Below are 23,149 nucleotides of genomic sequence, written 5' to 3' on the forward strand. Positions count from 1 at the left end.
ATGACAACAAACAGCTATCTTGAGTACTTTCTTACACTGCTCGGCTGGGTGATCAATAACGGCCTGTGGAACGTCCTGCTTGGCACCGGCTTATTTGTTCTGCCGCTGGCGTTTAAGGTGGTGGGGATCTGGCTGAAGGTCCGTGAAGAGGGGGAGGATGAAGGTAACAAGGGGATGCTGTCACTGCCCCGTATCGAGAATGCGTTGTATGCGGGGTTCCTGGTGATGCTCGCCTGCTGTGTGCCGCTGATTAACGTCAGCCTCAGCACAATGCAGTACGACACGACCCGGGCCAAAACCTGTGGCGTCTGGACGCCAAAAGCGCCGGATGAAAGCGGTTATGCCGGCGTGGTCTCCAGTCTCAACGACCAGACGGCCGCGGCCCCGGTGTGGTGGGTGCTGATTCATAAACTCTCCAAAGGGATTACCCAGGCGGCCGTGGCGACCATTCCCTGCCGGCCGGACATGCGGCAAATCCGCTTTGAGGTGCAGCACACGCGCATCGATAACAAAGCGCTGGCGCAGGAGCTGCAGGACTTCACCAACGACTGTTACTCAGTCGCGCTCTATCTCTGGAAGCAGCAGGACCAGGGGCAGACAAAGGACAAAACCACGCTGCGTGATATCGAATGGATCGGCAGCAGTACCTTCCTGAGCCGGTATTATCCCTCGCTACAGTCGAAACTGCCCCGGGCAGCATTCCCGTGGAGTGACAGCCGGGACAGCGGCCGGCCCAATACCGGGAGAGGCGGTTATCCCACCTGCAGCGAGTGGTGGAGCAGTGCGGATACCGGGCTGAAAGCCCGCGTGAAGGACCAGGCCGACCCCGATATGTGGCTGCGCATCTCAGCCGCCATGAAAATGTCAGGCTTTAATGAGAGTGACTACCAGGAAGCCGTCATCCGTCGCCTGGTAAGCCCGGAAAGCCTGACGGTCTCACAGACCGGGCATGTGTATGCCGGCTATGGCGGTAACGCTGATTTTACCCTTGATAATGCCGCGGCGCGCGTGGCCTCTGTTGCCGGCGCTTCTCTGGGCAGTCTGGCCGCGTTTCCGGCGTTTGATGCGATGCGGCAGGCGCTGCCGATGGTGCAGGCCATCCTGCTGATGGCAGTCTACGTCATGTTACCGCTGATCCTGGCGTTTGCGGCCTATGAGTTCAAAACCGTTATTACGCTGACCTTTGTGATGTTCGCCCTGAACTTCCTGACGTTCTGGTGGGAACTGGCTCGCTGGCTCGACAGCTGGCTGCTGACTGCATTATACAGCTCAGATACTCACAGCCGGTTTAATATGGCAGGGCTGCAGAACAGTACCGATGACCTTATTATGAATCTGGTGATGGGCACTATGTTTCTAGTACTTCCTGCCGTTTGGCTAGGCGCTTTATCATGGGCAGGAGTCAATATCGCTCAATCGCTGAGCAATGCTTTTGTAAGCGGTACGGCTGAAAGCAAAAACTCAGGAGGGAAGTTAGGCGAAGCGGGCGCAAATTTGGTTGTTAATAAAGTAGGAAAATAAAAGATAAGACGGCGACTGATGCTTTAGTCGTCGTCTTCAAGTTTTATACCAGAAGCATACCATCCTGAACCTGCATCTCCATGAGTCCTGTATTCCATAGTTGGCTTTTGACCGGATATGGGATTGTTTTCATCCATATCCTTAGCTGTTGATGAACTAGATAAGAGAGCTGAGCCAACAAAAACTAGCCCTCCCAAAAGTAGTGCCGATCCTGCGATAACCATTCCGCAAAATATAAACGCTAAAATAATTAGAGAAAATAATAAAACCGCCGGGATATTTCCAACCCAGCCGGGCATATTATGGTTAGTGGCCCATGAGACAAGCTTATGATTCAAATTGAAGAAGTTTCTTTTTAGGAACGTCCAATAAAACGCAATACGTTCGCCTCGGCGGCTGGCTCGTTCCTCTTGGTTCAGATGCATTTTAGGCTCCTGTCCTGAGTTAGAGAATTATTGTGCGACTATAGCGGATTTTTTGAGCAATTACTAATTACTGCTTCAGTACGCAGAGCTACCTAATAAATTCTCTAAAAATCATCAGGTTAATTTTTTCCGATGCGTTACGACTTGTCATCACTAAAAATGCATCATTATACTGTTTTTATATACAGTATAATTTGAGGGGGCGAACCATGCCGATTCCTTTAGAACAGACGATGTGTTGGGATAAAACTTCGCAGAAAAATTCAGCCAACACACCGGTTTTGATGATGGCGGCGATCGCCAGACTTACAGGTAGCAATCCATCACTGGCATGCGTTCCGTTGTTTAGCGATGGGGTTTCATGTGGGTTCCCTTCTCCTGCTCAGGATTATGTCGAAAAACGTCTTTCCCTTGATGACCTTTGTATTCGCTATCCGGAAAGCACCTACCTGGTGCGGGCAGAAGGTGACTCAATGCGTAACGCTGGCATCAGAGACGGAGATTTACTTATAGTTGAATGTATTCGTGAAGCTAAACACGGTGACATTGTTATCGCAGCTGTAGATGGAGAATTTACCTGTAAGAGGCTACAACTACTGCCTTCACCAGCCTTGGTGCCGGCTAACCCGGCATATTCAGCTATAGCACTGAATGACGATATTGAAACAGTTGTCTTCGGCGTGGTACGCCATCTTGTGCATTCATTCAAGTTCAGGGACGCTTAACAGTGTTCGCCCTGGTCGATGTTAACTCATTTTACGCTTCATGCGAGACAGTTTTCAGACCCGATCTCCGTGGCAAACCTGTGGTGGTGCTGTCTAATAACGATCTGAGTGGTGAGAAGTGTTAGTTAGTTTCGAGCGTTCAATTCTTCAGTTTGAAGAAATAAATGGTCAGCTATGAGCGAGGAGCGGACATTTACTATTCATACCTGTTTAGCGCCACACTCTTTTGAGTATTCCGATTGTCCGTACATCAGTGAGTACTCTTCCGGCGTGTTTGAGAGGCGCATTCCAGATCCGAATAGCGCCTCGCTCACCGTAAAAAACTCTTTATACTCTTTTTCCTAAGGTGACCTTGGTGGTTCGCCAATGCTTTTTAACAAGGAGTTGTATTGATGAGGATCTGACGCATAAATTTTATCCAATACGTAGTTTGCCACCTTGGAAATTTCTGGAATCTCCACAGGTTTGAATCCGCGATCAGGGATTGATTCGAGATGTGAAAACTCGTTGTTAAGTCTATTCACAAGAGCTATCGCTGTCGGATCCTCTTCGCCAAAGAATTTCTTGATCCGTTCAAAGGCATCGTTCTTGTCATCATGGTGCGGGAACTTAAAGAACAGAAATGCCTCAAGGAACTTACGGAGGTTGTTACCGAATCCATAGTATGGTTCATGAGATTCATTCGCTCCACCTTGATTACGGCACTTGTAAATCTGATGAAACAGGTAGTTGAATTCAGTGATGTAGTCTCGCAGATATGAAGGCATCAGGAAAATCTGACTTGCCCCTCCATTTCTCTCAACAATGAAATGTTGGTATCCACCGTGATTCCTCTCATTAGGAAGTGATATTTTCTTTAGATACTTCAAGAAATCTAGGTTGTGAGTGGATATAAAAAGCTGCTTGTAGCGATAGCTGTTTGTTCGATCTGCATTCTTGATGGGTTTCGCAATCAGGCTTTCAATCAAGCTGAACATGAAGAAAATGTGATTTCCGTCCAGGCTGGAAATCGGGTCATCTATATAAATGATCAGATCCTTACCTTTGCTTTCTGGCTCTTCCAACTTGGCCATGAAGTAGCAGAAAGCAATCAGGCTGCATTCGCCTTCGCTCAAGTTGTAGGCAGATTTACCATCTCTGCTGACTTCAAACTTAACCGAAGTATTCTCAACATTGTCTTTGGCTTCAAGCTTGATGCCGTCATGACCAAAGAAGTGGCTGAGCAACTCATTCACTCGCTCCGCGCCCTTGCGTTCATCCTTCTGCTGACCCTGTAGACGGGTCACTTCAGTTTCTTGTTCAAGAATTTCGGCTTCAGCTTCTGTAAATGCAGTGTTGGCTGTGTCAGCATCTATCTTGAGACTGGCAATACGCGCTAATTCAATATCGTAGGTGATGTCTGAGATAAAAGACGCCACATCGGATAGCCGTAGAGATTCTCGCGCAGTGCTTTTATCGTTCTCCAGCGAAATTGTCCGGCCATTATTTTTGGCGATAAGATCATTGATGTCGCCAACGCATTGCTGAATTGCAGTCGGATCATGAATATTGACAGGCATGGGAACCTGCTGAAAAATGGCGTTCTTTCTCTTATCCAACGCCGCCTGTAGAGCTTTGAGGTCCTGGATGTAGCCTTTCAGATGTTCAGCAAGTGCTATATTGCTGGTTTCAAATAATATTTTTTCTTCTGCGTAGAATTTATCGCCAGTCAAAGTCAAGAAGTTAGGAATAGCTTGGATTTCAGTGGCGATAGAAGTCAGACATGAATCGATACTTGACTCCAGAGCCGAGGATTCCTTACTGAAGTGAGAGTCTAATACCTGCCAGATGTCATGAGGAAGATTCTGACGACAGAATGCGCAAGTGTCCCTCTTATCTTTATGTAGCGGTATACCTTCCTTCACCCACATCTGGAGAGCCGTCTCATTCAACAACTCCTGAATTGGCAGAGTTGGCTTAATCAATCTTGAAAGGAGTTCTTCAGCTACCTTGCTTATTGATTCGATGTTTAGGTTTATCGATACTGTATAGGTAATATCAGGTAGGGCCTCTTGCTTCAAGAGATTGACCTTGGCTGCTTGTTCTTCGGTTGTCAGAGCTGTGAAGCTAGGTTTTTTGACTGAGCCAATGTCTTTCTTGATGCTTTCTATATTGTAGACAGCAGGACCGTAGATGCGATTCTGTTTAATCTTATTGTTGGCATGAGAACGAAGTTTGCCCTCTAGAGCATCAGACGCATTTTTATGATTGTCTTTCGTCCGATCTCGCTCTTTCTTTTTAGCTTCAAGCTCATGTCGGAGGCCCGCCTTCGATTCAACACTGCCTAGTCTAGTTTGAATTGCGGTAATAGCATCTTCGATTTCTTTGTTCTTTTCACCAACGATAGCAAACGTCTTGATCTCGCCGTCAGTCTGATTGACCAAGAAGCTTAGATTATCGCTCACAAAATCTCGGTTGTAGACCCGAACATCGTAGCCATGGCCGGCAAGGCCTACCTGTGTCACATCACCTTTGTCACCACGAATAGTGAAATTTGGGTCCACGTAGTTGTGTGGAATGCGCCCCGTTTCCAAAGCGCGGAAAATTCGCGAGAGTGTAGTTTTACCAGAGTAATTCCGTCCGTAGAGGATGTTGAGCCTCTTGAAATTCTGGACGTTGTTGCCTGCATCCTTAAGGCTATTTTTCCAACTGAGGTCCGTAAAACTACCGAAACTACCGATGTCAACCTGACTAAACATGAACACTCCCCTAGCGCTGGCTATAGGTTGCCAATTTGCAATTGAAACAGATTGTTAATCTAGTCTACTCTGAGTTTAAGGAATGTTTGAATAGGTTATTGATACATTTGATGAATAATTTTATGAACTGAAATTCAACACCCATCTAAATGCCCCTCAAAAAGTTCATAGGTTGAGGTTGGGTAATGAAGCTGGGACCTGCTCCCACCAGGTTGAAGAACATAGAACGTTAGCTATGTCCGCTCTTGGTCCAAAGGGGAATGGCATGGAGCTGAAGTCCGCTATGAGCGAACAGCAGACGTTGACTGATGACTACTCAGTGAATTCATCGTTATTGAGCATACCCTCCCGGCAACGAACTCAATCTCAATCGTTCTCAGACAGCTAGCGCTAGTTGTTGATGACGCTCTATAAATTTCGCTTTGAGGGCGCTATAGCGATGAGCATCGCTCCTGCTGACTAATACAGCTGCGTGTTTTATCTCAGCATACTCTTCTGCAATGTCTTTATTTCTTCGAAGATAATCACGGAAAGCAAGATGTCTCAATACCTGCATATCTCCGACTGCAAACGCATGGACTTGATGACTACGCTGATCACCACCTTTAATGAAATATCTGCGCCCCGCAATCCCGTTCTCACCGCGAGCAACATACCCGGCGTGGGCCATTGCTGAATGGTACTTATCCAGTTCATTGATGTCGGAAACTTCAAGTAGCATATCAATTACGGGCTTTGCTGAGAGACCATGAACTGACGTGCTTCCAATATGATGGACATGCTTAGCCATTCCACCGAGCAATGTTTTTATCAGTAAACTTTCAGCTTCAAACATCTCAGGCCATCTATCATCGTATGGCACAATAATAATCTTACGCATAAACACATTCTCTCTGTCCTAAGTGTGCAACTCAACCCTGAACCCCGGCATTGCCTGCAGCCGGCGTTGCTTGGTGAAAAAACAGAGTCCACTGGCCCTCATCCGAACAAATCCAGCAAGAGGAACGTAATGCATGATGGCTGCCATCAGCGTAAAACGTCCGATAGTGAAGCAGAGCGTAACCGCAGCCCATCTCCGTAAGACGGAAATCGCTGCTGAGAATATAAGGTGCAGCCTTTTCACTTAGCAGCGACGCAATGGTCTCTGACCGGTCGACCGTCACACCTGACCGGGTGATTTCACGGAATTCAGGATGAAGAATCAGTTCCAGCCACTCCGGATCATTGCGCCTGTCGCCGTGAAGGCTGCACTCAAGCAGTCTGAGCTTCTCCAGAAGCATTATGCTTATCCTAAAGTGATTAAGCCGGACGTTCAAATTTACCATAACAGTTCATGCGCTACTTCCGCTTCTGGCACACTACGGACGGTGACTGATCATTTCCTTTTGAAGATGCTTCTCATCGGATGCGCTCTAAAAGTTGCTAACTGATGTAGCCCTCCGGGTCTTAACACACAGAAAAAGTTAGTAATTCAATACTCATGAAAATCATGTCGTTACATATTACTAACTGTTAGTGCCATTCAGATACAATGATGGCTGCATAATAGCCCGCTCCTCAGTAGCAAAATCACTTGGGTTAAAAATGGGCGATCCCTGGTTTAAGGTTGGTCGTGAGGCTGAGAGAAAGGGAGTTGTAGCATTTTCAAGTAATTACAGCTTATAGTAAGTTAAGTGGAATGCAACATTGAGTGAGTAAACTTTGAGCAGCGATATTGCTGTCAGAGGAGAACACGATGCTGATCCCACCGAATGAACAAAGCCTATTGCTGGCAGAGCGCTGGCTGAAACTGTTATCCGATCTCGGGCGGGCGCAGGGCACACTCACCGCCTACCGTAGCGCCCTTCATCATTACTTTTCGTTCTGCAGCGAGAACGGAATTGAACCTGAAAAAGCCCGGTTTGAAGACCTCGCCGCCTACATCCGCCCTCAGCTGCCTGGCATGCCTTACCCTGCGGCCAGTGCCACGCTCCAGCTGCGCCTGTCTGCTATCCGTCTCTGGTATGACTTTCTTGTTTATCAGGATATATGCAGTCTCAATCCGCTACCCCGCGCGGGTTTACCGGGTGCCATTTATACCGGGCGGGGGCTTGTCCCGCGTATCACCCGCTTACCTGTAATACCTGACAATGAACAATGGCTGAGATTTCTTAAACATGTTTCAGCTGCTTCCCTGCGGGACCGGCTGATGCTCGCACTGGCCTATTTTGGTGCACTCCGCCGTGCAGAGGTGACAGCCCTGACGCTTGAGGATATCGACCCTGCTCATCGCCTGATCCGTATCCGCCCGGAAACAACGAAAAGCCGGCGTGAAAGGGTTGTGTGCTATGGTCCGGACATTACGCCGGTACTGGCAAACCTTTTCCGGCAGCTGAAGCGGGCTGGCCGGACACAGGGGGCGTTGTTCCGTTCATTTTCTGATCGTAATTACGGCACTCCTCTTTCTGTGTGGAGCTGGAGTAAAACCGTGCGCAGATGGGCTCTGGATACGGGGCTTCCACAGATTACAACCCACACCTTTCGCCATCTTCGCCTGACCCATCTGGCTCGGGCCGGCTGGAAGCTGCATGAGCTGGCGACTTATGCTGGACACAGAGATCCGCGCACCACACAGATTTATATCCATCTGTCAGGGTCCGATCTGTCTGGCCGGATAACCGCAGCCGTAGCTGAAACCGACAGGAAAATCGCTGGCCTTATTTTTCAGGCGGGGGCTTACTGATGAGTGGAAAAAAAAACACAGTCACTTATATACCTTTCAAACGCACAGATTATCAGCTGAGCGATGCGCTGAGTCCTGAGGAAAAAGACGCGATACGTACAGGCTACCGGCGGTCTGCTGCGCTCGATCGGCCAGATTCCCTGCCATATTTGCTGCTGCCTCTGCAGGACATTGCCTCACGAAGCAGTATCAGTGTCAGACTTGCCAGAATTACCCTCCTTGCCGTTCTTGCAGAAACGCACCGGTCGGGTCAGCCCTGCTGGCAGTGGACGCAGGAAAGATGGTTAACGCTCTGTGAGCAACACTGTTCCGGCAGGCCCCTGCTTGCTGCTTTTGCCTTTCATCTCGGTCCGTTTTCTTCTCCGCTCAGCCTGCCAGTGCATGGCGCACCGTCGTTGTACGCCAGTGCTATATATGGCCGGAGTATTGTCAGTCATGAAATTAACCGGCTGACAGACGTTCTGATCTCAATGGGATATGCCGGGCAGAATCAGAAGCACAATATGTCCGGTATGCTGGGTGTACTGATGCTGATGAACAACGACCCGCGTCTTGAAACTTTTACGACAGACCTCCTGTGGCGGGGGCAGAACTGCCACGACCGGGGAATCGCAAGAGCTACGGGGAAAATATCCTGTGCGCTTGCTGCTATGGGAATTATAGAGAGCCCCCTGAGAATGCGTAACTATCAGGAATGGCATGAAAAGCCAACACAAGGTATCGCACCTGACTGGGCGCGGTGGTGCCGGATGTGGCGGGAAACGTCGGTACTCCGCCCCCGCTCCAGAGAAACTCAGTACAGTTTTATTCTCCGCTGTGGCCTGTGGCTTGCCCGGGAAAAGCCGGAAATATGCGAGCCCTCTGACTGGACAATGGAAACCTGCGCCAGCTTTATTGCAATGGTCGGCAGACTGAAAGTAGACGAGCTGTCACTGGATACAAAGAAAGGGGGCAGACAATCAAAACGCTCAGGAGAACCCCTGATGCCGCATTCCCGCAGCCGGTTTGTTTATGCCATTCGCCGTTTTATGCTTGATTATGAAAGCTGGGGATGGGGGCGATTAAAGTTCAGTCCGGCCCGCCATCTGTCCACGCCTGATACACCGCTGTTTCGTCAGGGCGTGAGCCCCCGCGTTATTGATGATCCGGTCTGGCTCAGACTGGTCTGGGCGAGTCTGAACCTGCGTCAGGAAGATTTGCTGAGCGAAATTCATTATCCCCTGTCTATGCTTCAGGCTATGGCGGTTATCTGGACGCATGCCGGGCTGCGACAGAACGAGCTGTTGCGCCTGACAATGAACTGCGTTACCCCACAGGTGGATGACATTCTGCAGGAAAACAGCAGCCCTGTCCCGGCCGGTACTCTGTGCTATCTCAGCGTACCAGCCGGCAAAACGTCTAAAGCTTTTGTTAAGCCAGTCTCGTCTGTTGTGAAAAAATATGTCGATATCTGGCTCAGTGAGCGTCCTCAGGAGCAGGCAGCATTTACGGATGAACGCACCGGTGAAAAAGTTCGTTATCTGTTTCAGAACCGGGGTAAACCGGTGGGAAGAAACATAATAAATCTCACTGTCATTCCGCTTCTCTGCGCCAGAGCGGGTATGTCTGTGGAAGATTCACGCGGTCCCATTACCAGCCACCGCGGCCGTGCTTCTGCCGTTACAGCACTGGCCAGTGTTGCCGGGGGGATGTCTTTACATGAGCTGATGCAGTGGTCCGGCCATTCATCCCCACAGTCAACCCTGCATTATATTCGTATACGTCCGACTCAGCTGGCCGCTTCGTTCGTCAAAGCCGACAGGGTCTCTCATATGATAAGCGTGCTGATTGACCACGATCCGGAAGCCGCCAGTCTGACCGGACCCGCGACGTACTATGATCTGGGTGACTCATACTGCACGAACCCTTTCTGGAGCAGCTGTCAGCACCGGATGGCCTGCATCGGCTGCGATTTTAACCTGCTTAAAGACAGCGCGCGCGGGCTGATAATGGAGAGTAAAGCATCCATCCGGCGTTACCTTGAAGAGGTTCCGCTCACTCCCGATGAGAGATCCATACTGGAGCAGGATGCTGAAAAGGTTGAGCGGGTTCTTACAAGACTGGATCCACAATCCTGACGGATCAGATGCTTACAATGTCCGGCCTGAGGGTGTCAGCGCAGAGTCAGTACAGACGACCGAACGTCGTATCTGATATAAATCTGATTATAGCGGGCGTGATGCCGTAACTGATGGAGCCGCAGATGAGAAAACAGAAGCGATGTATGGGGTATGTGGCTGTTGTGGTCGATGACTACGATCGTGCAATTGAGTATTACACCGATAAGCTGGGCTTTACCCTGATTGAGGACACGCCGCAGCCGGGTAAGCGCTGGGTCGTGGTGACGCCGGACCCTGACAGCGACTGTGCTATTCTTCTTGCCCGCGCGTCGAACGATCGGCAGGAAGGCTTTATCGGCAATCAGTGCGGCGGACGGGTTTTTCTGTTCCTGCAGACCGACAACTTCTGGCGCGACTACAATGCTATGAAGGCAAAAGGCGTCCACTTCTGTCAGGAGCCGCGGGAGGAAGAATACGGAATGGTTGTCGTGTTTGAGGACATCTATGGCAATCGCTGGGACCTTTACCAGAACAGACAGACCTGAAACTCTGTCACGACAGTGCCCCGGATTTACGAGAAGCATTACAGGCGTAAACCCTGTCGGGTCAGGCCCGCAGAGAGCGCTTCTGAACAATATACTGAACTGTCTGACCTCAGTGCAGCGGTCGCTGCACTGAGGTCTCGCCTGGATTAAAGGCCGTACGGTCCGGGTTAACCACACAGCGTCATGATATAAAATCCGGCCGCCGTCATGGCCAGCGAACCCAGCACGTGTATCAGCACCGAGGCGGCTGCCCAGGCATAGCTGCCTGACTGCAGCAGGGCAAAAACCTCAGCTGAAAATGTGGAGAAGGTCGTCATTCCTCCACACAGCCCGGTGGTAATGAGCAGCCGCCAGGCCGGATCGAGGCCGGGATGGCGCAGAAAATACGCCAGGGCCGCCCCGATGATAAATCCACCCAGCAGGTTGACCAGCAGCGTCCCCGGCGGCAGGTCCGGAAAAAGCGCATTCAGGCGCGCGCCCAGCTGCCAGCGGATAACACACCCTAAAGCACCGCCGGTGATGACGGCAAAAAGCTGATTCACGTTCACTCCTTTTTTTTAATATTCAGAACATCACGGGACACGACCTGGGCGGCCGCATCCATCTGATATACGACCGGCACGCCGGTCGGGATGTGCAGCTGTGCCACGCTGTCGTAAGGCATGCCGTCCAGGAAGGCGGTCAGGGCGCGCAGCGTGTTGCCGTGCGCCACAACCAGAACGGAACTTCCGCAGCGTAACTGCGGTACCACAGCATGCTGCCAGTACGGCATGACGCGGCGCAGCGTCATTTCCAGGCTTTCCGTTGCAGGCAGGTCGGCCAGCGCAACGCGGCGGTAGCGCAGATCCCGACGCAGCTGCGCCGGAGCCTCCGCGTCCGCGGGCGGAATGCCGCTGAAGCTTTTGCGCCAGAGCCGGACAGTCTCTTCCCCCATTATCCGGGCAGCGTCGTCCTTGTTCAGCCCCTGCAGCGCCCCGTAGTGGCGCTCATTCAGTCGCCAGCTCTTTTCCACGGGCGTCCAGCTGCGGTCAAGACGGTCCAGCACCCGCCAGACCGTGTGAACGCAGCGTGTCATCACCGAGGTGAAGACACGGTCGGGCATCAGGCCCGCTGCCCGCAACGCGTCACCGGCCCGGTCGGCCTCCTGCCGCCCCCTGACCGTCAGCGGCACGTCTGTCCATCCGGTAAAACGGTTTTCCCGGTTCCACTGGCTTTCGCCGTGACGCAAAAGGATCAGCGTTGCAGAGGCCACAGGCATTCCTTCTGTGCCGGACGGGGACCGTCCGGCGGATGTGCTACGTGCGGCGCACAAACGCATGAAGCCCCGCGTAGTGCGCATCGTCACCCAGCGCCTGCTCAATGCGCATCAGCTGGTTGTACTTTTCCACGCGTTCGCCGCGGCACGGCGCGCCGGTTTTCAGGTGTCCCGCGCGCAGGGCCACCGTCAGGTCGGCAAGGAACGTGTCCGTGGTTTCCCCGCTGCGGTGGGACATGAACGCGCCCCAGCCGTGCCGCTGGCAGAGCGCCACGGCGTCCAGCGTTTCGCTGAGCGAGCCTATCTGATTGAGTTTAATCAGTGCGGCGCTGGCGAGGTTTTCGTCAATGCCGCGCTGGATATACTTCACGTTGGTGACAAACAGGTCGTCACCAACCAGTTCGGCCCTGCCCGCAAGCTGCCGGTGCAAATGCTTCCAGCCCGCCCAGTCGTCCTCGGCCAGGCCGTCTTCCAGCAGGATGACGGGAAACTGGTCCATCAGCTCGCCGTAGTATGCCGTCATTTCCGCCGCGCTCAGCGCGCTGCCCTCGGTGCGCAGATGATATTTGCCGTCTGCGAAAAACTCACTTGAGGCAGGGTCCATGCAGATGCTGATGTCTTCTCCGGGCCGGTATCCGGCTTTCTCAATGGCCTGTACGATAAACGCCAGCGGGTCGCGGTTTGACGACACGGCGGGCGCAAAACCGCCTTCGTCGCCCACTGCCGCCGACAGGTTGTTGTCCAGCAGGATCTGGCGCAGCGCCTGGTAGACCTCGCTGCCCTGACGTACGGCCTCGCGCAGCGTGGGTGCGCCGTGCGGGGCTATCATGAACTCCTGAAAGTCCGCGCCCTGACCGCGGGCGTGCACGCCGCCGTTGATAATGTTCATGCACGGCACGGGCAGCAGGTTCGCCTGCAGGCCACCCAGGTAGCGCCACAGCGGCTCGTGGGAGGCCTGTGCCGCCAGCCGGGCCACCGCCAGCGACACGCCCAGAATGGCATTGGCACCCAGGCGACTCTTGTTCTCCGTGCCGTCCAGCGCCAGCATGATGTTGTCCAGCTGACGCTGTTCGCGCACGTCGCTGCCGCGCACGGCCTGGCAGATTTCCGTATTAACCGCCCTGACGGCATCCAGCACGCCTTTACCGCCAAAACGGTGTGCGTCACCGTCGCGGCGCTCTGCGGCCTCGCGCGAGCCGGTACTGGCCCCGGAAGGCACCGAGGCGCGCGCCATCATCCCGTCCGTAGTCCGGGCTTCAACTTCAACGGTGGGGTTGCCGCGCGAGTCAAGAATTTCACGGGCGGTTACGTTATCCAGTGTAAAGCGCATGGTGTTTCTCCCGGTTCAGTCAGTCAGGTGAGTGATAAGCACATCCACCGTAAGGTGGTTGATGTAGTCCGCCGAGCGGGAGGTGAGCATTCCCATAAAGCGGTTTCGGTGCCCGGCAAGCACGAGGTCCACGCCCAGCTCCGCGATGCACTTCTCCACGTCCTCAACGCGGCGCATGGTCACCAGCTCCCGCGTGTCTACCGTCTCAGGCACGGAGGCCGCCAGCTCACTCATAAACGCTTTGCCTTTCAGCACCTCCTCCGACACGACGTCGTCCATCAGGCTGTCAGACACGTAGTTCATCTCCCGGTAGTCGTCGCTGATGTGCGCCAGGGTGATTTTCATGCCGAGCGGCTGCGCCAGCGCGACCGCCCGTTTCAGCAGAAGAGTGCCGTCGTTTTTATCGTTCACAAGTATCAGTGCGTGGGTGTAGCAGGTCATAATGAACCTCCGTTCTGGTTAAGGCGGGACTCAAGCCACGGCAGAAGCTGCTTTTTGCGGCTGAGCATGCCCGGTACGGAGCAGGAGGCGACGTTAACGCTCTCCCGCCCGGCGAAGTAAAGCGTTGAGAACCCGGTACGAATGTCGGTCAGCATCAGCACCGCCAGGCCAGCTCCCGACTGGTCTGCCAGATACGCCAGTGCTGCGAGCAGGTCGTTCATCACGGGGGCAACCTGTGACGGTGAGCTGACCTCAATCTGGGCTATGCGCACGTCGGTGCCGGCAATGACGAAGGCCTTGAGGTCCCTGTCCAGCAGCTGCTGTGCGCTGAGGCCGCTGACGTCTGTTTTTGCGGTGAGGAGGTCACGGGCGAAGGCTCTGCGGTTTACGCCAGACAGTGCGCCCAGTTCGGTCGCCGAACGGATATCGTCTTCGGTGGTGGTCGGCGAGCGAAGATTCACGGTATCACTCAGGAGTGCGCCCAGCAGAAGCACGGCGAGCGTCGGGGGCAGCATGCGGCGCGCTTCTGCGTCCATCAGCAGCCAGAGCAGCGTGGCGCTGCTGCCAACCGGGCGAATATGTACCTCCGGCGGCAGTTGCGTTATCAGCCCGCCCAGCCGGTGGTGGTCAGTGATGCCCACGACGTTGCTCCGGAGCAGGTCGTCAGGCCCCTGTGCCGGTTCGGTGAAATCGACCAGCCAGACCCGTTCATCCTTTAGCGGAAAAGCGAGCAGCGGCGGCAGCGTGAGGCCGGCGGCGTCAAAGATAAAGCGGGTTTCCCGGTTAGCCTCGCCGAGACGCCATGCGCGGGCATCCATTCCGCGCCCGGTCAGCCAGTGTGCGGTGACGACGGTCGTGCAGATGGCGTCGCTGTCAGGATTAATGTGGCCAAAAACGTGTATCACAGGTCTCTCCCCATAGAGGGAAGTACGCAGGCCGGGAGGAAAGTAAGGACGGCCTGACGCACCTCCTGAAAATCAAGAGTCACATCAGGCGTCATCAGCTCCTGAACGGAGCGGTTGGGAAGGGTGGAACGCCATCACCCTGTACTGTGAGTATAGAGCCGGTTGCAAAACCTGTCAGTATTATTCCGGCGGCGCTCTCAGCCCGCCAGCGCAGTGCGTGCCTCGCGGAGCACCTGGCGGATGTTTTCCGGCACTGCCGGGCTTGTGCAAAGCGACAGCGGGCTGGGGTGAGGCATAGTCAGCACCGTGACGCCGGGGCGAAGGCAGCTGACCGTCCCGCGGGCCTGCGCCGCTACGGCACCGGCCAGCACCACCACGCGCAGCGCGGGCAGATACGCCAGCACGCCCTCAAGCCAGGCGCAGCCGCTGCGGATGTCCGCCGCTGAGGGCCGTTTCTGCGGCCCGTCACTGACCCAGGGCACCGTATTCCACAGCACGCTGTCCCGGCGCGCAATACCGGCCTCCGCCAGAAACCGCCCCAGATTCTGCTGGGCCGGCCCCGGGTTATCTCGCGAAACGAACCGGGGTGACGGGCTGCTGCGCGCCGGCGACTGCAGCAGGACAAGCAGTCCGGCCCCGGTCCCGCCGTCGGCCGGATCAAACCACGGCAGTTCCACGCCGGCCTGACGCTGCCCGCTGACCCAGCGATTCAGCGCGGCTACGTGCGGCGCGGTAATCGCCGCGAGGCGCTCCTCGCGCAGAAAGGGGTCCAGCAGCGACGTGCAGGTTTCACTCACGACTTCCGGTCCAGGCCTGCCAGGCAGGGGGAAACAAAGAGTTTCCCGCTCCATGCCCCGCGCACCGTCTTCACAGCGACAAGCAGCCACATGGCGGCCAGCATGACGACAAGAAGCGCGCCGAAGCCTTTAAAGAACGCCAGGTCAACGAGGGTGGACAGCTTCAGCGTGGCGACGGTGTACACGCCCAGCGGGAAGGTAAAGCCCCACCATCCCAGGTTGAACGGAATGCCTTCACGAAAGTATCGCACGGTTATCAGCGTGGCCAGCAGCATCCACCACAGGCCGCAGCCCCAGAAGAGAATGCCGGCAACGAACCCCACGCCCTGCGCGATGTGAGCGATTTCCGGCATGCCCGCCGCGGCAAACACCCCGGGCGCATCGCCGCCGATGACCAGCATACCGAGCGAACCGGTGCCAATCGGCCCCAGGGCCAGCCAGCTTGAGGCTGCCATGCTTTCGTGCGGCAGCTTGTGCAGGGCCATACGCAGCAGCAGGATGGCAAGGATGCTCAGCGCCACCGGTACGGAGTAAGCCCACAGCACGTAGCTGGTAATAATGATGCCGAGCTGCGCGTGGGTGTCGGCAATGTGCGGCGCCAGCAGGCCGCCGCTGACCGCTGCGACCTCGGCAGCCACAACCGGCAGTAACCAGACGGCCGTCATCTGGTCAATGCTGTGCTGCTGCCGGGTAAACATCATGTAAGGAATACACACGCCGCACAGCAGCGACATCGCCACGTCCAGCCACCACAGGGCGTGCGCCACCGGAATGACGTCTGCGCCCCACCGGGGAAGACCGAACGCCAGCAGGCCGTTGATGATGGTCGCCATGCCCATCGGGATGGTGCCGAAGAACATGGACACGGTTGAATGGCCGAAGATGCGCTTTGCCTCACCGAAGTACATGACCCAGCGGGCCAGATACATCACGGCAAAAACGCTGAACAGCAGGATGTTAAACATCCACAGCCCTTCCGCGACGAGGCGCAATCCCGGAACCGGCCAGGGGAACTGCGCCAGAGACAGCGACAGGATACCGGTTCCCATGGTGGCGGCGAACCAGTTTGGCGTGAACTGACGTATGGCCTCTTTCGGGCTGCTCAGCGCGCTCAGCGGGCGTGCTCCGTTATGCAGGGTAAATATTTTATCGTTCATGCCGGGATCTCCTGTGTAAACAGAAACAGTATAGGCATGCAGACGTAAATCTTTAAAACAGGTTATTCAGCTAAAATAAATCTGTAAAAGTGGTTTATCCTCCCTCACCCTGCGAAAGACTGTTACTGCACCGGAGTGAGGGAGGGACTGAATCAGGCCTTCGGCGGGCTTTTAATCGTGGCCGTGACGCGGTTCTGTTTCAGGTCAACCACCGAAATACTGAGGTCTTTATTCAGCACCCACGCGCGGGCACTGTCTTTACTGAAAACGATGGCCTGACGGGGCGCATCCAGTCCGGTAACAGTGGCGACCACCTTACCGGCGGCGGTATCAATAACGGAGAGGCTGTTGTCACCCAGGTTGCCGCTGTAAACATAGCGGTTATCCGGTGTCAGGGCGGCACCGTAAGGGTCCTGCCCCACGGGAATGGTTGCCGTAATGGCGCGCTTCTGCGTGTCAACCACTGCGATGGTGTTGCTCCCGCTGTTAGCCGCGTAAAGCGTGCGGCCGTCGGCGCTGACAGAAATGGCGCGCAGCTTGCTGAAGCCGGTTATCTCGCCGCGAATCTCACCCGTTACGGCGTCAACGAGGGTGATTTTATCGCCCTTAAAGTTGGTGACGTAGACGGTTTTGCCGTCCGGGCTGATTTTGATGCCCTGACGGGGCTGAGCAAAACCCGTCACAACCGAAACGGGCCGGTTGTGGGTCAGGTCATACACCGAGAGTGTGCTGGCGGCTTCGTTATTCACATACAGACGCTGACCGTCACGGCTGATGGCTGTACCGAATGCCCCGGCCCCCAGCGGCAGCGTGGTCTCCACGTCAAGCGTCCCGGTGCTGATTTTTCTGACCACGCCGAGGCTGCTGTCTGAAAGATATACAGCCTTCCCGTCGGGGGAGAAAAGCGCATTGCGGGGCGTGACGTATCCCTTCAGCACCTTTCTGACTTTGCCGTTAACCAGGTCGTAAACCACCACGTCAGGGAGCTCACTGTAGGAGGCCACCGCCGTTTTTTCATCGGGACTGACAGCAAGAGAATTGTTGTGGATATCGCCGTCAAACGTCCAGCGCGCCTCTGCGGCACCGGCGAGGGTGCTGATGAGAAGAAGCGCCACCGCGGTCAGTCCCGGGATCCTGTATTTTTTTATCATCATTTTTCCTGCATAGGGGGTGGTAAGGGATAAGACTCATTGCCCGCTTAAGGGCTTCAGAAGAAGCGTGGCAGATAACCCCCTCTCAGGGAAATCGATTTTCCGGCTATGTCTTACCAGTTCACTTCTTTATGCTCTGAGCGGAGGTAAACTGCAGCAATTTAAGGCTGAATAAGTGGGGCTCTGGATTTCAGTCCATGAGGAATAGTTGCTCATTTTTTTTGTTTAAATTGCATTCCACATAAATGCTGATATGTCAGACAGAGTGATGACTATTTTGCAGCTTCTAACCCCGCGCGTGGAAATATACAGCATTGATGAGGCATTTTGTGATCTTCAAGGGGTGAGTAATCTGTTGTCGCTTGAAGAGTTTGGCCATCATATACGTACTCAGATTAAGCGAAGAACACATCTGACTGTGGGAGTGGGAATAGGCCCTACAAAAACGCTCGCCAAACTGGCTCAGTATGCAAGTAAGCGCTGGCCCGCAACGCGAGGTGTGGTAGATCTCAGTGACAGAGAGCGTCAGCGTAAGTTAATGGCTTTAGTGCCAGTTGAGGAGATCTGGGGTATCGGACGTAGGCTGGGTAAAAAACTACAATTTATGGGAATTAACAATGCACTTCAGCTGGCAGAGCTGTCACCTTCATTCATTCGTAAACAGTTCTCAGTAGTTGTTGAGCGCACGGTCAGAGAGCTGAACGGCACTCCTTGCCTCGGTTTAGAAGAATTTACTGCCCCAAAAGAACAAATCATATGCTCCCGATCTTTTGGAGAAAAACCGTCGGACGAAGTCAGCCTGCATCAGGCCATTTGCGCTCATGCTGAACGTGCAGCAGAAAAACTCCGTGCAGAGCATCAATTTTGTAAACGGGTAGCAGTTTTCATTAGTACCAGCCCTTTCTCAGAAAATGAGCTGTTTTATAAGAACCAGGCGGTAACAGAGCTTGCTGTACCCGCTCAGGATTCACGGGATATCATCAACGCGGCTATAAAGGCATTTGATACGATATTTGTCCCAGGGCACCGTTATCATCGTGCTGGCGTGATGCTCACTGATTTCCGAAGCGCTGCTGTATCTCAATTGACCCTTTTTGATGACTTTCAGCCCCATCGAAACAGCGAGGAGCTGATGACATTAATCGATAGCATTAATCACTCAGGTAAAGGTTCGGTCTGGTTTGCAGGGCAGGGCATTAAAAGTGATGCCACAGGCTGGAAGATGCGAAGAGAAAGACTTTCGCCTGCCTTTACAACCAGGCTGGATGACATAATCAAGGTGAAGTAGTTCTATTAATGTGCTTAACCGTCGACCCCGAATTATTGACTTTCATTGAACAATGCGTCAGGGTTTTACGGCCTGTTACATTGTGCAAAAGTTATTAAATTATGGAGGAAAGTGAATATGAGGAGTGTCGGACTAGCCTTAATACTACCTGTTTTACTGACTGCCTGTAGTATGAGTGAGATAGCAGAAACAAATAAAAAAATTAGTGATGGTGCATCAGGGTTAATGGGCTCTTTAAGAGGGGATGGCTCAGATAATTCTTCTAAGGTCATGACTCCTCGTCAGTCAGAAAAAAAAGAATCCACTTCAAAAAGCTTCAAGATCCCTGTTGATGTTGATACGGCAGCGGCCAGAATAAAGCGAAAGTATAAGTTTTTATCCAACGATGAGTTAAGGTCGATCAGAGAAAGGAATAACGACGGCGAGTGGGTAGCTGGCGCAATAACTGACAGCCATCAGGAATGGGATTCAATGCCCGGCAGCTATTATAAAATGGGCTCCGACTGGGGTGATTATGATGATCACCTTACTATTGAGCTCGAAAAAAATGGTTCAGGGAGCCGTCTTTTTATAACATATAGCTCATCATCTCAAAAAAGACTGGCGAGTTCCGGATTGCAGGATTTAATAAAAAATATTAAAAGCTCTGCTGAAGGAAAATAATATTTATATGAGTGTGGATAAGGTGCGTCCACACTCAATATTAAATGGGGGGACTATGTTTAATCTTTTATCATCTCTCAGAAAAAAGAAAGGATATCGTACTTTAGGATATAGTGACACACTGGACTATGTTGCTAACTTTGAGCATGCTTTAAAATTTACAAAAAAATTAGGATTTAACGAAGGCACGATTAAAGATATAAATGAAAGGCCGCTTAATTATGAAAATATGATGGAGTATGTGTGCTTTGCAACGGGCTTGCGAGATTTCAAATCTTCCGCAAGACAATGTATTAAATGGTGTCATTTTTTAAAACCTTATTTTGAAGATGCTTTAGGTTGCAGAATATGGACAACTGTTGGCCAAATATGGAAAGGTGATGAAAGTATTTATGACCCATCATATGATGAGTTTGAAAGATGGTCCAGGAAGGGATTTCAGCATGAGGACTTTCTGGACAGACCAGCTTTAAATCTCCATGCGTGGTACACAACAGATACAGGGCATTTAATCGATATTTCTTATCTGAGTACTATTGCTGGTTTTTATTCTGATTGCCATGAATTTGCAGGGGAAGTGTTGATAGGTAAGCCTGATGAAATTTTCCGTGGTCATCAGTACGTACCCATGATTGTGGGAGACAGAATAATTGAAAAAATTCAAAAAAATTCATCTATACCTTTCCTCGCTAATGATGTTGAGGAGCTTAAGTCAATTGCCATAGTGATTTATCCAGATCCTGATTATAAATAACGCAAGATAGTTGACGGTTATTTGAGCCATTGCTAATATCCACTTTGCTTAGAAGTCGCTACGGCGACCATCCAAAACCCCAGTAACCTGAGAGGGGTGCCTTCGGGCGGTTACCAGCTAATGCTTCAGCGGTCTGAGAGAAGCGCCTTCGGGTGACTGCCAGCTAAAGTCCCGAAAACCTGAGAGGGACGCCTTTGGGCGGGAAACCCGTTTAACCTTTGAAAACGGGAACCATAACCTGGTCAAGGTTACCGGTTGAGAATGACCGGCTATCACATCAATGATTCACGTCTTTATGATGATGAATTGTCTACAAAGGAGCTGAATCAGGCTCTGATCTTTCACTACGTTATGATTCTTTTCAGGGATTCGCCCTGAGTTTCGTACGACTTTTGCACCGACGGATAAGGTCATTTGGTACATTTGGCCGCTTACGGCGTTGCATTAGGAGCACGAAGCTGCGCGGCGTCACTTGTGAAGTGGCGAAGACACTACCAAGTGACGCGCGCAGCGCATAACGTCTCAACCCACGTACGACGTGGTTTTCAACGTTTTACTACCATCTGACCAACATGTAGCCCGTGTCAGTACGGTTTTAAAATCACTTTCACATCAACGTAAGCACGACGGGAGGCCGTCTGAACGTTCAACTATCAGTAAGGAGGAAATCGACTCGGTATCGATGGCGACACTACGAGCAGTAGTGTTGGAGGCAGCTTGACGTAAGTCAGCTCTGCATAAGCAGCAAACAGATCAGAGATCTGGGGTGCCTCGCAAGAACTCAACAATTCGCCGCCCCGATGCACAGATACCAGTCGAGACGCAGGAAGCGCAAAAGCAACCGTGTCGTCGGGGAATGAATTGCTGGTCTACAGATCCGTCTGCTTCTTTACAAGCAGAGGGACGTGTATGCCTTTGGAGAGAGTGAAATGTCCAGATTCAGTAAACAGCTGTGCAAACAACTCGTCACGCTTGCCCGTCAGGGGCGGGGAAGTTATAAAACGGTGGCTGACCGTTCAAGAATTGCAGAACGTTTTTCTGAACGACTGTCTGAACTGAATATTCAGATCAGGGACGTAAAACATATTAAAACTTCCCACATTGAAAAGTATATTGAGAGCAGGAAGGCAGACAATTTGTCTCTGAGGACGTTACAGAATGAGATGTCGGCTATCCGTTCTGTTTTATTGTCAGCAGGAAGAAATAAACTGGCCGATCCCAGGTACACTAACCTGAGTAATCAGGCGCTCGGAATTTCTGGAGCTAACCGGGATGGAACTAAACTTCCTATTACAGACGAGAAACTTAATGCCGTGGTCAGTTTTGCTCAAAGAAAAGATGAAGGCGTTGCTCTTGCTGTGCAACTTTCCCGATATCTTGGATTGAGAACAGAAGAAACCGTTCAGTCTGCAAAGTCTTTAAAGACATGGAAGCAGGCACTGATTAATAATCATGAGCGTGTCCGTGTTGTTTTCGGGACTAAAGGCGGACGTCCAAGGGAAACGACAGTTTTTAATCGCGAAAAAGTTTTATCAATTCTTGATAAGGCAATTCATTATGTCAGTGAACATAACGGAAAACTGATTGATAAACCCTCTTTGCATACCGCTATTGATCGCTACCGTAATATTGTAAGAGAGGCAGGAATGAATGGTAAAAATGCGCCGCACAGTTTACGTTATGCTTACTCTCGCGATGCTGTGAATCACCATATTAAAAATGGAATGAGTCGTGATGAAGCTGAGGCATTAGTGTCGATGGATTTAGGGCATGGTGATGGTCGGGGACGATATATTAAACAGGTCTATTTTCGTGAGGAAACAGAATAGACGTTTTTACACATTACTTCAGGACGTAACGCCACAGCACAATCAGGGCTGTGGCTTATTTAAAACTAATGTGAATCCTTACATGCTCTGATAACTGTCATGCGAGATACGCCAGCGAGTCTTGCTGTTTCGTTTATTGACTTTCCATTTTCCTTACGAAGCGTTCTTATTAATTCATGTTTTTCCTTGTCTGGCAGCCTTCCCCTGTATTTTCCTTTTTCCCTGGCGCTTGTAATTCCCTCCATCTGTCTTCTGCGTCGATCTTCATAATCCTTACGGGCTATTGCTGCTAACATGTCCAGCATCATATTATTCACTGCACGAAGAATACTACCGGTAAAGTCATCTGTTGATGATCTAGACAGGGCAAGATGACTTGTTGGCAGGTCAAGGCTTATTATTGAAAGTGATTTTTCATTAATCATCTTTTTCAAAGATGCCCAGCCATTATCATCCAGGCGTGAAAGCCGATCCACTTGTTCTATAAGTATCGCATCCCCTGGCTCTGTATCCTGAAGCAGTCTCATCAGCTCCGGTCGATGCAATGCTGCACCTGAAGCATTTTCAACATACCAGCCAGCTATGCGATGGTTGTGTAATTGAGCAAAGTCCTTGAGCCTCGTTTTCGCACGCAACGCATCCTGTTCCTGAGTTGAAGCACGAAGATATCCAAATATGAACAAAGTCCCTCCGGTAGTAACATCAAGATAGTCACAGTTTAGTCGGTATCATTTGAATGGTAACTTAATTATATTCTGTCAATAAACTGGACAGTATTTTACAGGTATACCCTAAAGATACAGC

At 52.1% G+C, this 23,149-nt stretch carries 22 protein-coding genes, 2 pseudogenes and 1 riboswitch; of the genes and pseudogenes, 11 read left to right on the top strand and 13 right to left on the bottom strand.

Annotation, left to right across the window (positions count from 1 at the left end):
- On the top strand, positions 1-1,521 hold the full coding sequence (locus QZ766_RS10855) for a conjugal transfer protein TraG N-terminal domain-containing protein (protein WP_297201568.1): 1,521 nt from the start codon (positions 1-3) through the stop codon (positions 1,519-1,521).
- A gap of 23 nt (positions 1,522-1,544) precedes the next feature.
- Here the strand turns inward: QZ766_RS10855 and QZ766_RS10860 are convergent, their stop codons facing one another.
- Positions 1,545-1,946 carry a hypothetical protein gene (locus QZ766_RS10860; RefSeq protein ID WP_297201570.1) on the bottom strand — a complete coding sequence of 134 codons (402 nt, stop codon included), beginning with the start codon at positions 1,944-1,946 and terminating at the stop codon, positions 1,545-1,547.
- A gap of 209 nt (positions 1,947-2,155) precedes the next feature.
- On the opposite strand from QZ766_RS10860, the gene umuD reads away from it, so the two are divergent.
- Both umuD and QZ766_RS10870 read left to right on the top strand, forming a co-directional pair.
- The gene (umuD, locus tag QZ766_RS10865; RefSeq protein ID WP_147199741.1) at positions 2,156-2,671 is read left to right on the top strand and encodes a translesion error-prone DNA polymerase V autoproteolytic subunit; all 516 of its coding nucleotides are present in this window, start codon (positions 2,156-2,158) and stop codon (positions 2,669-2,671) included.
- A 2-nt stretch (positions 2,672-2,673) separates the two neighbouring features.
- A pseudogene (locus QZ766_RS10870) lies at positions 2,674-2,775 on the top strand (hypothetical protein); the annotation flags it as partial.
- A gap of 237 nt (positions 2,776-3,012) precedes the next feature.
- Here the strand turns inward: QZ766_RS10870 and QZ766_RS10875 are convergent.
- The 3 genes from QZ766_RS10875 to QZ766_RS10885 form a co-directional block, all read right to left on the bottom strand.
- Positions 3,013-5,409, bottom strand: coding sequence for an AAA family ATPase (locus QZ766_RS10875; RefSeq protein WP_297201575.1), 2,397 nt, complete (start codon positions 5,407-5,409; stop codon positions 3,013-3,015).
- Between the two features lie 376 nt (positions 5,410-5,785).
- Positions 5,786-6,289: a GrpB family protein gene (locus QZ766_RS10880; protein WP_260836866.1), complete on the bottom strand. Its 504-nt coding sequence runs from the start codon at positions 6,287-6,289 to the stop codon at positions 5,786-5,788.
- Between the two features lie 31 nt (positions 6,290-6,320).
- Positions 6,321-6,689, bottom strand: coding sequence for a nuclear transport factor 2 family protein (locus tag QZ766_RS10885; protein ID WP_260836865.1), 369 nt, complete (start codon positions 6,687-6,689; stop codon positions 6,321-6,323).
- Between the two features lie 250 nt (positions 6,690-6,939).
- Here QZ766_RS10885 and QZ766_RS10890 point away from each other — a divergent pair.
- The 4 genes and pseudogenes from QZ766_RS10890 to QZ766_RS10905 form a co-directional block, all read left to right on the top strand.
- Positions 6,940-7,071: pseudogene (locus QZ766_RS10890) on the top strand (DNA polymerase V subunit UmuC); the annotation flags it as partial.
- A 73-nt stretch (positions 7,072-7,144) separates the two neighbouring features.
- Entirely contained in the window at positions 7,145-8,131 is a 987-nt protein-coding gene (locus QZ766_RS10895; RefSeq protein ID WP_085016762.1) for a tyrosine-type recombinase/integrase, read from the top strand.
- The gene (locus QZ766_RS10900; protein WP_110412210.1) at positions 8,131-10,248 is read left to right on the top strand and encodes a tyrosine-type recombinase/integrase; all 2,118 of its coding nucleotides are present in this window, start codon (positions 8,131-8,133) and stop codon (positions 10,246-10,248) included. Before QZ766_RS10895 ends, QZ766_RS10900 begins: the two co-directional genes overlap by 1 nt.
- 125 nt (positions 10,249-10,373) lie before the next feature.
- Positions 10,374-10,775, top strand: a complete 402-nt coding sequence (locus tag QZ766_RS10905) for a VOC family protein (RefSeq protein ID WP_085016764.1) — start codon at positions 10,374-10,376, stop codon at positions 10,773-10,775.
- 167 nt (positions 10,776-10,942) lie between these two features.
- On the opposite strand, the gene crcB is transcribed toward QZ766_RS10905, so the two are convergent.
- From crcB to QZ766_RS10945, 8 genes are all read right to left on the bottom strand, one after another.
- The gene (gene crcB / locus QZ766_RS10910; protein ID WP_010260804.1) at positions 10,943-11,317 is read right to left on the bottom strand and encodes a fluoride efflux transporter CrcB; all 375 of its coding nucleotides are present in this window, start codon (positions 11,315-11,317) and stop codon (positions 10,943-10,945) included.
- 2 nt (positions 11,318-11,319) lie between these two features.
- Positions 11,320-12,027: a 2,3-bisphosphoglycerate-dependent phosphoglycerate mutase gene (locus tag QZ766_RS10915; RefSeq protein WP_085016765.1), complete on the bottom strand. Its 708-nt coding sequence runs from the start codon at positions 12,025-12,027 to the stop codon at positions 11,320-11,322.
- Between the two features lie 43 nt (positions 12,028-12,070).
- Positions 12,071-13,360 (bottom strand): phosphopyruvate hydratase, encoded by a 1,290-nt coding sequence (eno, locus tag QZ766_RS10920; RefSeq protein WP_085016766.1) that lies wholly within the window; start codon positions 13,358-13,360, stop codon positions 12,071-12,073.
- A 15-nt stretch (positions 13,361-13,375) separates the two neighbouring features.
- Positions 13,376-13,801 (bottom strand): universal stress protein, encoded by a 426-nt coding sequence (locus tag QZ766_RS10925; protein WP_085016767.1) that lies wholly within the window; start codon positions 13,799-13,801, stop codon positions 13,376-13,378.
- A complete protein-coding gene (locus tag QZ766_RS10930) occupies positions 13,798-14,706 on the bottom strand; it encodes a DHHA2 domain-containing protein (protein WP_085016768.1) in 909 nt (302 codons plus the stop codon). Before QZ766_RS10930 ends, QZ766_RS10925 begins: the two co-directional genes overlap by 4 nt.
- A 78-nt stretch (positions 14,707-14,784) precedes the next feature.
- Positions 14,785-14,854: riboswitch (Fluoride riboswitch) on the bottom strand.
- Positions 14,855-14,903: 49 nt separating this feature from the next.
- The gene (locus QZ766_RS10935; RefSeq protein ID WP_085016769.1) at positions 14,904-15,503 is read right to left on the bottom strand and encodes a uracil-DNA glycosylase family protein; all 600 of its coding nucleotides are present in this window, start codon (positions 15,501-15,503) and stop codon (positions 14,904-14,906) included.
- The gene (locus tag QZ766_RS10940) at positions 15,500-16,660 is read right to left on the bottom strand and encodes a TDT family transporter (protein ID WP_085016770.1); all 1,161 of its coding nucleotides are present in this window, start codon (positions 16,658-16,660) and stop codon (positions 15,500-15,502) included. The genes QZ766_RS10935 and QZ766_RS10940 overlap by 4 nt, the downstream gene beginning before the upstream one ends.
- A gap of 152 nt (positions 16,661-16,812) precedes the next feature.
- Positions 16,813-17,811 (bottom strand): YncE family protein, encoded by a 999-nt coding sequence (locus tag QZ766_RS10945; protein WP_366509418.1) that lies wholly within the window; start codon positions 17,809-17,811, stop codon positions 16,813-16,815.
- A 241-nt stretch (positions 17,812-18,052) separates the two neighbouring features.
- On the opposite strand from QZ766_RS10945, the gene umuC reads away from it, so the two are divergent.
- From umuC to QZ766_RS10965, 4 genes are all read left to right on the top strand, one after another.
- A complete protein-coding gene (gene umuC, locus QZ766_RS10950) occupies positions 18,053-19,099 on the top strand; it encodes a translesion error-prone DNA polymerase V subunit UmuC (RefSeq protein WP_297202306.1) in 1,047 nt (348 codons plus the stop codon).
- 117 nt (positions 19,100-19,216) lie between these two features.
- Complete coding sequence (locus QZ766_RS10955; protein ID WP_147194369.1) at positions 19,217-19,762, top strand: hypothetical protein; 546 nt, start codon at positions 19,217-19,219, stop codon at positions 19,760-19,762.
- Between the two features lie 7 nt (positions 19,763-19,769).
- Positions 19,770-20,516 (top strand): hypothetical protein, encoded by a 747-nt coding sequence (locus QZ766_RS10960; protein WP_297201624.1) that lies wholly within the window; start codon positions 19,770-19,772, stop codon positions 20,514-20,516.
- A gap of 929 nt (positions 20,517-21,445) precedes the next feature.
- Positions 21,446-22,345: an integrase domain-containing protein gene (locus QZ766_RS10965; protein ID WP_297201626.1), complete on the top strand. Its 900-nt coding sequence runs from the start codon at positions 21,446-21,448 to the stop codon at positions 22,343-22,345.
- A gap of 65 nt (positions 22,346-22,410) precedes the next feature.
- Here QZ766_RS10965 and QZ766_RS10970 read toward each other — a convergent pair whose 3' ends face one another.
- Positions 22,411-23,028: a recombinase family protein gene (locus QZ766_RS10970; RefSeq protein ID WP_297201629.1), complete on the bottom strand. Its 618-nt coding sequence runs from the start codon at positions 23,026-23,028 to the stop codon at positions 22,411-22,413.
- Positions 23,029-23,149 lie beyond the last annotated feature (121 nt).

The sequence above is a fragment of the uncultured Pluralibacter sp. genome (genome assembly GCF_913775985.1).
Classification (GTDB): Bacteria; Pseudomonadota; Gammaproteobacteria; order Enterobacterales; family Enterobacteriaceae; genus Pluralibacter.

Bases quoted from the DNA above. Each gene is read 5' to 3' on its own strand.
- QZ766_RS10875 (WP_297201575.1), bottom strand. From the start codon at position 5,409: ATGTTTAGTCAGGTTGACATCGGTAGTTTCGGTAGTTTTACGGACCTC.
- QZ766_RS10955 (WP_147194369.1), top strand. From the start codon at position 19,217: ATGAGGAGTGTCGGACTAGCCTTAATACTACCTGTTTTACTGACTGCC.
- QZ766_RS10860 (WP_297201570.1), bottom strand. From the start codon at position 1,946: ATGCATCTGAACCAAGAGGAACGAGCCAGCCGCCGAGGCGAACGTATT.
- QZ766_RS10945 (WP_366509418.1), bottom strand. From the start codon at position 17,811: ATGATAAAAAAATACAGGATCCCGGGACTGACCGCGGTGGCGCTTCTT.
- QZ766_RS10965 (WP_297201626.1), top strand. From the start codon at position 21,446: ATGTCCAGATTCAGTAAACAGCTGTGCAAACAACTCGTCACGCTTGCC.
- eno (WP_085016766.1), bottom strand. From the start codon at position 13,360: ATGCGCTTTACACTGGATAACGTAACCGCCCGTGAAATTCTTGACTCG.
- QZ766_RS10940 (WP_085016770.1), bottom strand. From the start codon at position 16,660: ATGAACGATAAAATATTTACCCTGCATAACGGAGCACGCCCGCTGAGC.
- QZ766_RS10855 (WP_297201568.1), top strand. From the start codon at position 1: ATGACAACAAACAGCTATCTTGAGTACTTTCTTACACTGCTCGGCTGG.
- QZ766_RS10960 (WP_297201624.1), top strand. From the start codon at position 19,770: ATGAGTGTGGATAAGGTGCGTCCACACTCAATATTAAATGGGGGGACT.
- QZ766_RS10880 (WP_260836866.1), bottom strand. From the start codon at position 6,289: ATGCGTAAGATTATTATTGTGCCATACGATGATAGATGGCCTGAGATG.
- QZ766_RS10895 (WP_085016762.1), top strand. From the start codon at position 7,145: ATGCTGATCCCACCGAATGAACAAAGCCTATTGCTGGCAGAGCGCTGG.
- QZ766_RS10905 (WP_085016764.1), top strand. From the start codon at position 10,374: ATGAGAAAACAGAAGCGATGTATGGGGTATGTGGCTGTTGTGGTCGAT.
- QZ766_RS10900 (WP_110412210.1), top strand. From the start codon at position 8,131: ATGAGTGGAAAAAAAAACACAGTCACTTATATACCTTTCAAACGCACA.
- QZ766_RS10925 (WP_085016767.1), bottom strand. From the start codon at position 13,801: ATGACCTGCTACACCCACGCACTGATACTTGTGAACGATAAAAACGAC.
- umuD (WP_147199741.1), top strand. From the start codon at position 2,156: ATGCCGATTCCTTTAGAACAGACGATGTGTTGGGATAAAACTTCGCAG.
- QZ766_RS10885 (WP_260836865.1), bottom strand. From the start codon at position 6,689: ATGCTTCTGGAGAAGCTCAGACTGCTTGAGTGCAGCCTTCACGGCGAC.